We start from the raw sequence: 12,510 nt of genomic DNA, 5'->3' as shown, positions 1-12,510 counted from the left end.
ATGGACTACGAATCCGAGTTGAAAAAACGCGGCTGGGAAGTGCCCGCGTTCAACACCGAGGTACTGGCTCAAAAGCGTTCGCGCTACGTTGTGGTCATTCCCGTCATCAATGAGGGCGAGCGCATCCGCCGCCAGCTGTCCGACATGGCGCAGAAGGGGATCAACGACATTGCCGACGTGGTCGTGCTCGACGGTGGTTCGACCGATGGATCGCTCGACCTGGATTTCCTGCGAAGCTGCGGCGTGCGCGCGCTGATCACCAAGACCGGCCCCGGCAAGCTGTCCGCGCAGCTGCGGTGCGGCTACGCATGGGCGCTGATTGAAGGCTATGACGGCATCGTCACCATCGACGGCAATGGCAAGGATGGTGTCGAGGCGATCCCGCTCTTCATCTCACACCTGGAAGACGGCTACGACTATCTGCAGGCCTCGCGCTTCATCAAGGGCGGCTATAGCGAGCACACACCTTTATCCCGCCTTGTCGCGATCAAGCTCATCCATGCGCCGCTCCAGTCGCTGGCGGCCCGCCACTGGTTTACCGATACGACACAGGGCTTCCGCGGATACTCGGCGCGTTACCTGCTGGACGAGCGCGTGAAACCGTTTCGTTCGGTGTTTTCGGGCTATGAGCTACTGGCCTACCTGACCGCCAGGGCCAGCCAGATCGGTTACAAGGTCAAGGAGCTGCCAACCAGCCGCATCTATCCGGCCAACGAGCCGACGCCGACCAAGATCAAGGGGTTCAGCTCGCAGTGGAAACTCATCGAGATTCTGTTCGCCGTCCTGCGCGGGGCCTACAATCCCCGCTAGGGAGCGTGCCTGAAGCCTGCTATCGATGCCGCCGCAGCTAGAAAGACGAGGTCTTCGCCGATGACGGGCACCACAAGACCGGCTTCACGAGAATTCGCCCGATACGTTCTCGTTACGGGCGGCGGGGCAGTCGTCGACATACTGGTTGGCGGGCTGCTTTTGCATTTTGACGTGCTGTCGGTCTACGCGGCATCTGCGGCAGGCCTCGTCTGCGGCGCGGTCGCGGCCTATCTCGGCCATGAATTCTGGACCTTCCGCGCCGTGGCTGGCGGGCGGCTGTCCGTTTCGCGGGCAACCAAGTTCCTCGGCGTTTGCGCATCGACTTTGGTTGTACGGGGCGCCGTCATCTGGTTCCTCACCAGCTTTTTCAGCAATCTGGTGAGTGATATTGCGGCACTTGTGATCGCATTCCTGGTCTCGTTCACAATAAACTACCTTGCGTCCAAGCTGCTCGTATTTGTGCGAGGAAAGCACCCGGCCGACATGCCACTGGATTGATATGACGCACGTAATGTTTATCGTGAGAATCAAGTCATTATCATGGAGCGACCGAAGCTCCGGCAAAGGCGCGCCAGACGCGGAGCAGCATCCGGGGCGCGCTGTTGAGGACGGCCGCTTTTTCAGAATATCATTGGTGGATTGAATTATAGGAACAGGCGCATGACACCGACTGGGGATGCCGCAAAGAGCCCGAAATTCCTGCTGGACCCCGAACGCCTGACCTTGGCGGGCATACTTCTGGCCGTCGGCGCATTCGTCGCCTTTGTATTCTGGCCGGGATCGGTTGGCTGGGACTTCAATACGACAATCTACGAGACCTGGTCCTGGACTTTTTCCGGCCATCAGCCGCCCAGCGCCGCCCTCGCCATCCGGCTGATTTCGCTCGGCGCACCCAGCCCCGAAGTGCTGAATCTGGTCAAGGTATCGGTCTACTTCATCTCCTTCATTGTGCTCGTCCTCAACAGGAGCCTTGGCAGACTAGCGATCTATGCGGCGTTCATCGTGGCGCTATCGCCGATATTCCTCTATTCGGCCCCGCTGCTGCGGAACAACCATTTCGAGCTTTGCTTCATGCTGATGGCGGTGGCGTTCGGCTCTTATCGTAACCACGCGCTTTTCACCTTCATCGCTTTTGTGGCCCTGCTTATCAGCCTGATGTTCTCAAGCTATCTCAACCCAGCCGTAGGCGCTCTTCTGGTGGGGTTCTGGGTCTGGCACTATCCACGCTGGCCGTGGCTGCGAACCGCACTCTTCTCAGCGCTCTCCCTGATCCTGATGGGCCTCGCCTGGGCCGCGGTGTCGCTGTTCACGCCATCCGTGGACCGCAGCTCGACCATGTATGTGTCGGCGCTGAACGGGATTGGCGGGCTGGTCCAGAATGGCCAGTCTTCATGCCTGACGGAAGATGTCGTGCGCGGTGTCGACGCTTCGCCGGACGATGTGTTGAGATCCTACGACTACCCCAATATCACGCCTGTCATCTGGACCCACCCGACGGGCCTTCAGCCGCCTCATGTGCTGTCCGAAGAGACCAGGAACGAGGTCATCGATTGCTGGAAAAAGATGATCTTTGGCAATATTCCGGGATTTGTTGTCGAGCGGACGGAAATGCTCAGTCATACCTTCGCCTCTCGCGGGCTCGAACCGCAATTTGCGTTCCTTGAGACCGATGAAGGCCTGAAAGCCAATCCGAAATGGGATGAAGCGCCATACAATCCAGCAAGCGATGTTATCGTCGACTATGGGAAATGGGGCCAGATTTTCCGTCTCGACAGTTTCCCGGTCTACTTCTTCGTCTGGCTAGGCCTCAGCCTTCTGCTGTTTATCCGCTCGAGGAGTGAGTGGCTGTTCGTCCTTCTTCAGGCGGTCATTATTGTCGGGTTCTGCCTGCCAAACCTGTTGGCCAGCCAAGCGCCGGGCTTCCGGTACTATCTGACCGCCGCTTTCGCCTGCTCCATCCTTTCGGTTTTCAATCTGGAGAAACTGTCGCGGCTACAGTGGCGCCGTTCACAGAACGTAATCCGCTCAGTGGTTTCGCTGCCGGTGGTATGGATCGACAAGGTGGCGCCGGACCCCGAAGCGCCGCCGCGCAGTGGAACACCCACGGCGGTTGCCGAGTCCGGCGTAACAACACCAACGGCAGACCCAGCTGGGACGCAAACCTCCTGAGCGCTGCAGGTCTCGGCGCTTCCCAGCGAAACTCTTTCAGCAAATCCAGCTTCCCACACATTTGGGAGGCTGTTCTGAACGCCTCAGTTTCAGAACGACGGAAATCGGGACTTTTCCTTGAAATATTTGTTATCTTTCGGCTGCGAGCCTAGCGCTCGACTGGCCTTTGCGACCCTAGAAAGAAAAAACACACGTCCAAGCCTTGAAACGCCTGCCTGACCGACACGAAATTCGTGTCTCCGGATGACGGGACTTTAGCCGTCAGCCTAACAATGACAGTTGGTTACCAGAATGTCAGTAGTGCCCGTGCCGCCAAGCTTTAAGGTACCTAGACTTGATAGCCGCCCACGCTAACTGGAGTATTTCATGTGGAGTTTTAGCCTGAACGCAATTCAAGTCGAAGGACGGCAGAAAGCGATCGAGAGCGGGCATATCGGGGACTACTACGAGGTCGCGCTGGAGCGCCTCTATTCGGATATCCTCTCGCACGGCGGAAGCGCCCTGGACGGCGGGGCGAACTCCGGATTGCACTCCATTACCATGGCCAAGCGGCTGGCTGACCCCAATGCGCGTGTCATCGCCGTTGAACCGCAGCCTGACCTGATTGCTGCGCTGGAAAAATGGGCGGCGGCCGACGGCGTAACGGACTCCATCCAGGTGGTGAATGCCGCCCTTACGGAAGAGCCGGGCGAAGCGGTCTTCTTTGTCGACTCAGATAATCCCGCGCTGAGTTCTTTGCGGGTCATGCACGATGAGCGTGAAGAACTCATACATGAGATCAAGACCAAATGCCTCCCGATCGATGATGTTGTCGGCGACACGAAGCTGAGCTTCATCAAGCTGGACCTGGAAGGCGGCGAATTCGGCGCGCTCCGGGGCGCCCGGAAAGTCATCGAACGGGACAAGCCCCTCATCGTATTCGAAAACGGCCTCAGCTGGTCGGCCAAGCAATTCGGTTACAAGTTCGAGGATTTCGAGCGCTTTTTCGATGAAATCGGCTACGAAGTCGTGAGCTTTCTCGGTGAACCCTTCTCGAGCGAGCTGGACGGACGCGTGCATTTCATGTTCGTTGCCGCGCCTAAGGGCTCGAAACAGGAAGAGATCGCGCAAGGCACGCTCGCCCGTTTCTGGTCAGGCGTATCGCGCCTGCGGTTGAATTCCTGGGACGATGTGATCGCCGAAATCCTGCGAGAGAAGTAAACGGGTAGCCAGCCCGCGAAACTCCGCGCGTCTTCCCAGGCGGGCGAAGGGTTTCCGGAAAAATCATCCCCCTCCAGACCGGGCAGCGGCACACTGACCGCCTCAGCAGCCTCGTGACGGAGAGACCGATGCCGGACACCAGCCCGAATTTGCGCCTGCCTTATCTGATGCAGGCGCAGGCGCAGAAACATGTCACCCTGAACGAGGCGCTACGGGCGCTCGATGCGCTCGTCCTGCTGGGGGCAGGCAGCCGCTCTGCGGGCGCGCCGCCCTCCTCACCGCAAGATGGCGAGCGCCACATTGTCGGTCCCGGTGCAACCGGCAGCTGGAGCGGCCATGAAGGCAACATTGCTGCCTATCAGGATGGCGCATGGGCATTCTTCGAGCCACAGGCAGGCTGGCTTTGCCACATCACCGACGAGGACCTGCTCTGCGTCCATGACGGGACCGTCTGGCGCTCGGCCCGCATCGATCTCGACAATGTGCCGGGCCTCGGCGTCAATGCGGCCTCAGACGCCACCAACCGCCTCGCCGTCTCAAGTCCGGCGGCTCTCTTCACCCATCAGGGCGACGACTGCCAGCTCAAGATCAACAAGGCCGAGGTGGCAGACACGGCAAGCCTGGTGTTCCAGACCAGCTGGTCTGGTCGGGCCGAATTCGGGCTGGCGGGAGAGGATGCCTTTTCGGTGAAAGTCAGCCCGGACGGGTCGGCCTGGACGCAGGCCCTGCGCCTCAACCCGGCCACAGGCAAGGCCGATTTCCTGGAAGGGGCCTTCAACGGCGATGTCACCGTCTCCGGCGATACCTGGCGCGGCGTAACCATCGATGTTGCGGCGGACAATGCCTGGGCACAATTCGCCTGCAACCGGGCGCGCGGCACAAAGGCCTCGCCACAACCAGTACGAAGTGGAGATACGCTGTTTGCCTTCAGCCCGTATGGACATGATGGCACCGGATATGCCCTCGCTGGCGGGCTGAGCTTTATTGCCGAATCCGATTTCGACGTCTCGGCCTCGAGCTTTGCGCGGCTGGCGCTCGTTGAGGCAGGCGTCTGGAAAGAGGTGATCCGGGTCGGATCCAGCGGCAATATGGGCATCGGCGTGCTTGCGCCGGCCGCCCGCCTTGATGTGGACGGCCCAATGCGGCCCGGCACCTACACGGTCGCTGGCCTGCCCGGTGCGTCGGGTCTTGAAGGCGCGATAATCTATGTCAGCGATGCGTCGGGCGGGCCGGTTCCGGCCTTCAGCGACGGCGCAGACTGGCGCCGCTGCGATGACCGCTCGATTGTCACCTAGCCTGGCTGGTGCTTTTTGTCTGGCCGTTCACTGAAGTTCAGCGCACGATCACATCCAAACCCATCCTGTCGAGGAACTGCTTGCGTCCGGCATCCACAAACGCCTGCATGGCCAGTTCAGCATAGAAATCCGCCCGTAGCGCCAGAGTATCCTCTTCCGAGCTGTGGCTGAAATAAGCGGTGCCAAGCCGGCTTTGCAGCCGCTCTCTCTGCTCCTGCGGCATGCAGGCGTGCTCGAACAGAATGATTTTGGGATAGACGGACTGGGCGAGTATCGCGTTTATGATTTCAGCGTCGTCGCCTTCAGCATCCACAATCAGGATATCCGGCCAAAATCCACACGCTTCCCGCAATTGCGTCGGCGATACCTTTTGTACGCGAACCGATTCCACTGCTTTCTCGATTCTGCGCTGTAGCTCTGCCGTGATCGTCAGGCCACCAAGGGCGTTCTTGTCGAGATGGAATGATGAAATTCCCACCGCCCATGCAGGCAGATCGAGCGTCTCGACCTTCTCTGGGTTGACCGCATTCAGCGTGAATTCGCCGGCGTTTTCGCCCATGGCCAGTTCAAACATCTGCGCGCGCTCGTTCAGTGCGTAATTTTCCTTGAGCCTTTTGAACAGGTAGGGATTGGGCTCGAGCAAGGCGCACGATGGATCAAAGTTCGCAAGGATAGGCCGAAGCGGATCGACCAGGATCCCGTCTGCCGCGCCCACTTGCCATATTTTCGATGCGGGAGTTGTGGTCAGCAACTGCCAGCAGGCCTCCAGAAAGGTTGGAAAGGCGAGCGTTTCCGGGTCAGTCCCGGTCAATTCCCAGCCACCGATGGTCCGATTGTACCCAACCAGATGAAATACCGGGGCACGAAGCGCCCGGGCCAGCTGCGCGCGCGCCAGACGGGTTTCTTCAATGGCGCGCAAAAGGTCACTGGCGAAGGGAAGGCGATCGGCCAGAGCCAGGGCATGGGTCCGTGACGACACAGTGTCACCGTTTCCGAATTGGCGTAGTGCGTTGTAGGCCAAACCTCCCGGATCGAGCCAGGACATGCCCCAGACATGAATCCCGATCGTTTCGCTCAGATCACGATCAAACACTACACTAAGCGGCTCGACCGCCGAGTACGGATAGAAGGATTGCCTCGGAAGCCGCAATTCGTCCTGTATGACCGAGCGAAAGAAAACCGGGCCGGTTTCGACATTGGTATAAGTTGCACCGAGTGGTGCCGTCTTAAGTTTCTCAACGGCTGAAACCAGGCTGGCATCGCCCGCTGGCGCTGCAATAAAGCCGATGGAGCGAATATCATCTTCATCATTCTCGTTGCACGTGACCAGACGGTCCGCGCCCGAAAAATCCATCTGACGCAAGGGAAGGATATCGCAGTCGAGATAGGTGCCGCCTTCGCTCGCAAGAAGCTCGTAACGGGCAATGTCCGAAAGCTGTACAGCCGACTTCACATCGTCCCGGCGCGATCGCGTCACGGGCAGATCATCAAGGCGCGCCTCATCCCAGGTCACGAATTCCGTGTCTGGCATCATGCGGCGCCACGCATTCCAGTATCGCTCATACGCTTCAGGAACAGGCGAACCGCCAAACCATATCCGATGAACTAGTTTGTTGGACATTGCTCTGCTGTCCCCTCGATTTTATTGAGCCGGTACATCGGAATAGTTGTCTGCCACGACCAGCCGATCAGTCCGCCCGGGAATGATGAAAACTGTGATAGTTGGCGTCTGCCATGCTTGGCATCTCTCCTCGCGGCAGATCCTGACATTGTACACATGGGCCAGCGCCACTGAAACGCGCTCCGGAGGACAGCTCGCCTTTGCCCCTTTCGCGCTACACGCGCACGCCCCTGAGGTCCAGTCGCTGCTTCAGGTCGCTGTAGAGCGCCGCATAACCGTCGCACCGCTTGACCGGGTGCGTGTAGTTGTAGAGGTCATGTTTCAGGCAATCCGTCACCCAGACCAGGACATCGTAGCCAGACACACCCGCATCAATGATGCGCCCGGCATTCACGATCGGCGCCCGCCTGCGGATTCGCGGGATCTTCATTTCAAGACTGGCAATCTTGTATTCGGAGGTCGATCCGCTGAACGGTGCAAGATCCACAATCATCCGGGGCGTGTAATTCAGGACCGGCTCACCGGACTGGGACTGATGCACGAGCTTTAGCCGCAATCCGTGGCGGGCCGAAGCGTCGTCCTCAAGGCGTTTGAACAGTTTGCCCGCCTCTGTGGCGATGATCACCGTATCGAGGCTGCGAGATTCAACGATTTCGTTGAGGATGCATTGCACCAGCTCGAAATCGGATTCCGACTCGGCAAAGATCAGCGCAGCGTTCTTTCCAACAAAAACGCCCTGCCCGAACTTGTCCGGCGAGGACGTGTCCGAATAGTTACGGCATGGCAGCCAGGTGGTATCGCCCATCACCGGACCCTTAATACCTTTTTGCTGGGAATGGATGCCGTAAACAGCATTGAACGTTGTTCCAGGCTCGAAGGGCGGGAACGATGCCTGTTGGCTCGAAAGCGGCGAATACACCGAATTGTCCAGGATCAGGCCTTCCCAGTCCGGCATGACTTTTTCCAGCCCCGTGAAGTCGGGGTCGTAATTGACGAAAACGGCCGTATCGGTCTTCTTTAGCGTCCTGCTCAGGTCGTCCTCGTCGAAACGATCCCACTGGACCGTCACGCAATAGCGGCGAAGATTGTCGAGCGCCTGCTTTGCTTCGACTGTTTCCTGCTTGCGTTTGCCCTTGTAGTTCACGATCACCCTGATGTTCAGGATCGAGGACAGGAACTGCGTGATCTGCAAGACGTGATCGCGGAACAGCGGGCTGGCGATGAAACGCTTGCCGTCGATAAGCACAACCCCTCTTTGTCCGCCGTGGCCGATGAACCTCATCAGCTTGTCGGTGTTGCGCTCGACCATACGCTCCTGAGCGAGCGCGCTTTTCCGTGACGCCTCGGCCAGCGCGGGCAGCTTGGACTGCTGGAACGACAGCTTCACACAGCTTTCGATCACCTCCGTCAGGGACTTGCACCGGTGATAGTCATGCGTGGGTTCATAGCCCTCGAAGGCATGTCCGGTTGCGATGACCGGTACGCCAAATCCGATGGCTTCACCGACCTTGATCTTCTGGCCCGTACTATTGCGCATGGGGACGACAGCCGCATCAATCTGCTCGTAAAACTGCGCAACGTCCCCGACAGGTCCAAGCAGCTTCACATTTGAATGATTGCTATAGGACTGGAGGTCCGCACACATCGTCCCGGCAAGCACGACCTCGATCGGGCAGAGCATTTCCCGAAAGCGCGGCAGCGCCGCGTCCAGGAAGGTCTCCACGCTTCGCTTGTTGATATTGTTCCGGCCGCCGATCAGGCCAATGCGAAGATAGCCGTCCCGCTCGCCCGGCGAGGCCTTGCCAATGTCCTTTATGCCTTCGGAGAAGGGGACCGAGATGACCCGGCGCGCATTCAGGCGCCGGAAGTATTCTTCCTCTTCAGGCTTGATGGCGAGGACCATGTCGGCGCGGTGAATGCCTCTGGCTTCCTCCGCTTCGGACAGATGGAAAAATTCAGGCTCCAGCCCGAGACTGACAAGCTGCTCGCGCCGGCCGGCGAACTTGTCGTGCGTGTCGAGAATCCTCACCGTGCCCTTCGGCGCCAGCGTCAGCGCCTTGCTGAGATAGATGTAATTGACAATCAGCGCGTCGAAGCGATTGGCCTGCAGATACCACCAAAGAAAGCTCTCAAGCGCAGGATCCCACCAGTCGTCGAGGCCATGGTCGTCATGTACGGCCCGCTGGTGATAGGGGATTGTCGGAATGACGACATGAAAATCGTCCCAGCTCTCCTTCATCTCGCGATAGGCTTCCTGCGGAAGCGAATACCGCCAGTCCATCTCGAGCGGATACAGGATGAAGGACACCGAACAGCCCCGGTCCTTCAGGTCCTGCGCCATCCGGTGAATTCGCTTGCGATTCCCGAAGTCGATCGGATGCGTCGGCGTCGGAGAAACAATGGCAACTCTATACAATGTGCTAGCTCCCCTCGTGGTCGAAATCCGGGAAGTAGCCGCCCATGAGCAGGAGGGCCGTCATGCAGTAGTTTGCATTGACCTGCTGCATGAACAGTTCGGGGTCGTCGACATCGACGGACAGGCCGACCAGCGTTCGGTGCTCTGGCTTCATATGGGAATAGTACTCCGAAACTACGCCCCAGAGCCCCTTGCGGTCCTCCAGGAACATGCTCGGCATCTTGATGAAGTCGGAAACGGCCTGCCATGACATACGGCGGCGAACCCAGCTTTGCTCAGTGCGCTTCGACTCGACCAGATGATCGACCCTGGCTTCAGGCGCATAGACAAGCTGATAGCCCAGTTCCTGAATCTTGTCCGACACGGCTGTCTCTTCATTCGACAACAGCACAGCCCCGCCGCCGGTTCGGCCCAGCGAGACATCGAAACCGCCGACCGCCTCAAGCGCCGATTTCCGGAACGAAACGTTTGCGCCGGCAAACCACTCGTCCTTCTTGGCGATCCGGCACTCACCGCCCCAGTTCACAACCGAGAAATGGCCGAGCAATTTGTCCGACACCCAGGAGGGCCGGCCGGTTTCCCAGATCGGATCGATCCGGCCGCCGACCACGCCGACCTTGTCTCCAAATCTCTCGAAAGCGGTCAGGACGCCTTCAAGCCACCCGTGCGAGGCAATCGCATCATCGTCCAGGAAAGCCACATAGGGCGAGTCCGCCTCGCGCGTGGCAACATTCCTCGCATTCGACAAGCCAGGAATGGATTCCACGATGTATCGAACGACGGGGTGATCCTCATAGCGCTCGCGATACACCTCCATGTCTGGAGATGGCGGCGAGTTGTCGACAATGATGACCTCGTAATCGTCTTCATTGAGACTTTGATCGAGACAACTGTCGATCGCTTTTTCCATCAATGGGTACCGGTTGTAGGTACAGATGACGGCAGAGATCTTCTTGCCCGGCTTGCCTTTTTTTCTTGGCATTGCGATCGCCCCCCCTGCTAGCGCACTGTCAGCTTCGAAAACGCAACGCCGATGAACCGGTCATCAGTGTTATTTTCGTACGTCTCGGACGGCCTCAACATGATTTTGGAGCGGAAAGCCAGCCGCGTCGGCCGCTGCTTCTTCAGGGGCTCCAGAGTGACATTGTAGGTGGTGAACATCTCGTCCGCGACGACTTCATCCCACGCTTGGCTTTCGCCATCCATGAGCGAAAGAAGTTCGTTTTCACTTCCCAGCGAGAAGGTCAGAATGCGGACTGTTACGGTCCGCGGCTTGCTTCGGTCGATGAAAGCGGTGATCGAAGACGTCTTGTCGGGACCCAGCCACCGGAAGGGCTCACCTTCAGAGGTGTACTCCAGCCCGTGAAACGCAGCATCATCTTCAAACGCCATCTCTGCGACAATGGACATTTCATCAACGTACGCATCGTCGGAAACGGAATGAACGGCCGTTTCAATCCGGTGGGCCTGCTCCAGCAGCTTCATCTTCTTGGTGAGGCTGGTGAGCGATGCGTCGAGATCGGCGTTTGCTTCTTCCAGCTTCTCGATGCTGGCCAGGGCCGGGGCAATTGTTGCAATCAGCCCATCGACCCCCCTGTCCCTGTAAAGCTCCGCTATTTCCCGTTTCAGCTCTTCAACTCGGTCTGCTCGCACAATGCCTCCAAATGGATCGCTCATCTACCGCTTGCCCCCAAACGCTTGAATTTCCCAAAGCCAATCCTGGCTGCCCAAGCCTTGGTAGCGAGGCGGCCTGTCGGTGACAAGAACGGATGTGGCCTGCATCAGTATCGGGAAATCAGTGCGTTCGTTCCGGGCACTGACTGCCTTGTCGGACGGCTGGACAGACCGTCAGCCAAACGCCCGAAACCCCGCTAAAACATCAGTTGTGGCATGCCCCCCTTTCGGCCCCCTGGCGCCTCACGCTCTTCATGACCTGGAGTATTGCCAAGCCGAAGGTTGACGCCCGGACTGACCATCAACGGACACAAGACGCGCTGAATTCAGGCACTTCATCCATGGTCATGCGATCAAATGGGACGCACCATGGATTTTGATTTTGTCTTGCCTTAGGACTGGATGCGTCCGGGGAACGACGTCAGGCGAATTCAAATCAAGCTTAACCGAGAATAGATTTTTCTGCTTCTTGCGGAGCAATCAGAGGGGTCAATCATGAGCGCACAGAACGCCGAAGCCATCGCTGAAGCATGGTTCGCCGATGATGGTCTCGAAGACGGTTCAATTGCCGCTTATTCCACCCCAGCTGGCGAGACAGAAAAGACCGACGAGCGCTCCGAGTGGAAAAGTCCGCTGGCGCAGGATCAGGACGCGGACGTGGTGAGGCAGGCAGGCTTTCGCGCAGAAGCCGCCCCCGGCACAGGAAGCGCCGATATCGTCGAAAGCTGTCACTGGGTCGTTTATGGCTGCCCACCTGAACCGAGCGCGGCCGAGTACTGGCGAAGCGTTTGGGACAGCAACCCAAACTCGCGTGAGCTGATCGAAACCATGGCGTCCAGCCGCGGGGTCGCGTCGGTTCCGATCGAACAGCTTCTCCCAGGCGCAATGCGGACAAAACCCGGCATTGCTGCCAGCCCCAGCTTTTCACCAAACGGGCCGCTGGTGGCCATTTTCAATATCTACCGCGATGTCTATGGCCGCGCGCCCAAGATGAACGAGATCGAAACGCTCATGGGCGCGGTCGTGAAGTCAAATGCCGGTCCGGTGGACCTGCGCTATGCGGTGGGCCTGGAAGCGCGCCTTGCACCACGCCGCCGCGGACTGTCCTGGCCACAATACGTGATCAAGGGTCTGAGCGCGCTGCTTCGCAAACACGCCTTCGGCCCGCGCTTCAATCTCCGGCCATTCAGCCGGCACGCGATCCACATGGATATGCTGGTCATGAATATGGTCTCGACCAACAGTCTGGTCCTCGAAGATGTGCGCGCTGTGCAGCAGCGCGTCCTAGAGCTTGTGACCCGGAGCTAAGCCCAGATGGATGATGA

General features: G+C 58.7%; 10 protein-coding genes. 6 read left to right on the top strand and 4 right to left on the bottom strand.

All coding sequences use genetic code 11. The features are described from left to right. From D1223_RS00175 to D1223_RS00155, 5 genes are all read left to right on the top strand, one after another. The gene (locus D1223_RS00175; RefSeq protein WP_119374401.1) at positions 1–810 is read left to right on the top strand and encodes a glycosyltransferase family 2 protein; all 810 of its coding nucleotides are present in this window, start codon (positions 1–3) and stop codon (positions 808–810) included. A gap of 60 nt (positions 811–870) precedes the next feature. After that, the gene (locus D1223_RS00170; RefSeq protein ID WP_119374400.1) at positions 871–1,308 is read left to right on the top strand and encodes a GtrA family protein; all 438 of its coding nucleotides are present in this window, start codon (positions 871–873) and stop codon (positions 1,306–1,308) included. 162 nt (positions 1,309–1,470) lie between these two features. Then, a complete protein-coding gene (locus D1223_RS00165) occupies positions 1,471–2,979 on the top strand; it encodes a hypothetical protein (protein WP_119374399.1) in 1,509 nt (502 codons plus the stop codon). Between the two features lie 366 nt (positions 2,980–3,345). Further along, entirely contained in the window at positions 3,346–4,179 is an 834-nt protein-coding gene (locus D1223_RS00160; RefSeq protein WP_119374398.1) for an FkbM family methyltransferase, read from the top strand. A 128-nt stretch (positions 4,180–4,307) separates the two neighbouring features. Next, a complete protein-coding gene (locus tag D1223_RS00155) occupies positions 4,308–5,474 on the top strand; it encodes a DUF2793 domain-containing protein (protein WP_119374397.1) in 1,167 nt (388 codons plus the stop codon). 37 nt (positions 5,475–5,511) lie between these two features. Here the strand turns inward: D1223_RS00155 and D1223_RS00150 are convergent, their stop codons facing one another. From D1223_RS00150 to D1223_RS00135, 4 genes are all read right to left on the bottom strand, one after another. Next, on the bottom strand, positions 5,512–7,095 hold the full coding sequence (locus tag D1223_RS00150) for a glycosyltransferase (protein WP_119374396.1): 1,584 nt from the start codon (positions 7,093–7,095) through the stop codon (positions 5,512–5,514). Positions 7,096–7,309: 214 nt separating this feature from the next. Then, positions 7,310–9,511, bottom strand: coding sequence for a glycosyltransferase (locus D1223_RS00145; protein WP_147372619.1), 2,202 nt, complete (start codon positions 9,509–9,511; stop codon positions 7,310–7,312). A gap of 4 nt (positions 9,512–9,515) precedes the next feature. Then, on the bottom strand, positions 9,516–10,493 hold the full coding sequence (locus tag D1223_RS00140) for a glycosyltransferase (protein ID WP_119374394.1): 978 nt from the start codon (positions 10,491–10,493) through the stop codon (positions 9,516–9,518). Between the two features lie 17 nt (positions 10,494–10,510). Beyond that, positions 10,511–11,188, bottom strand: a complete 678-nt coding sequence (locus D1223_RS00135; protein WP_119374393.1) for a hypothetical protein — start codon at positions 11,186–11,188, stop codon at positions 10,511–10,513. A 492-nt stretch (positions 11,189–11,680) separates the two neighbouring features. Between D1223_RS00135 and D1223_RS00130 the strand changes: the two genes are divergently transcribed. Further along, on the top strand, positions 11,681–12,493 hold the full coding sequence (locus D1223_RS00130) for a hypothetical protein (protein WP_119374392.1): 813 nt from the start codon (positions 11,681–11,683) through the stop codon (positions 12,491–12,493). Positions 12,494–12,510: the final 17 nt, after the last annotated feature.

The sequence above is a fragment of the Henriciella mobilis genome (assembly GCF_003576285.1).
GTDB classification, from domain to species: Bacteria; Pseudomonadota; Alphaproteobacteria; order Caulobacterales; family Hyphomonadaceae; genus Henriciella; species Henriciella mobilis.
The sequence above is the reverse complement of the archived record's forward strand: the minus strand, read 5'-3'. Positions and strand labels throughout refer to the sequence as shown.

What these genes read in the sequence shown, in the direction of transcription:
- D1223_RS00175 (WP_119374401.1), top strand. Translation starts at nt 1, where the DNA reads ATGGACTACGAATCCGAGTTGAAAAAACGCGGCTGGGAAGTGCCCGCG.
- D1223_RS00170 (WP_119374400.1), top strand. Translation starts at nt 871, where the DNA reads ATGACGGGCACCACAAGACCGGCTTCACGAGAATTCGCCCGATACGTT.
- D1223_RS00165 (WP_119374399.1), top strand. Translation starts at nt 1,471, where the DNA reads ATGACACCGACTGGGGATGCCGCAAAGAGCCCGAAATTCCTGCTGGAC.
- D1223_RS00160 (WP_119374398.1), top strand. Translation starts at nt 3,346, where the DNA reads ATGTGGAGTTTTAGCCTGAACGCAATTCAAGTCGAAGGACGGCAGAAA.
- D1223_RS00155 (WP_119374397.1), top strand. Translation starts at nt 4,308, where the DNA reads ATGCCGGACACCAGCCCGAATTTGCGCCTGCCTTATCTGATGCAGGCG.
- D1223_RS00150 (WP_119374396.1), bottom strand. Translation starts at nt 7,095, where the DNA reads ATGTCCAACAAACTAGTTCATCGGATATGGTTTGGCGGTTCGCCTGTT.
- D1223_RS00140 (WP_119374394.1), bottom strand. Translation starts at nt 10,493, where the DNA reads ATGCCAAGAAAAAAAGGCAAGCCGGGCAAGAAGATCTCTGCCGTCATC.
- D1223_RS00135 (WP_119374393.1), bottom strand. Translation starts at nt 11,188, where the DNA reads ATGAGCGATCCATTTGGAGGCATTGTGCGAGCAGACCGAGTTGAAGAG.
- D1223_RS00130 (WP_119374392.1), top strand. Translation starts at nt 11,681, where the DNA reads ATGAGCGCACAGAACGCCGAAGCCATCGCTGAAGCATGGTTCGCCGAT.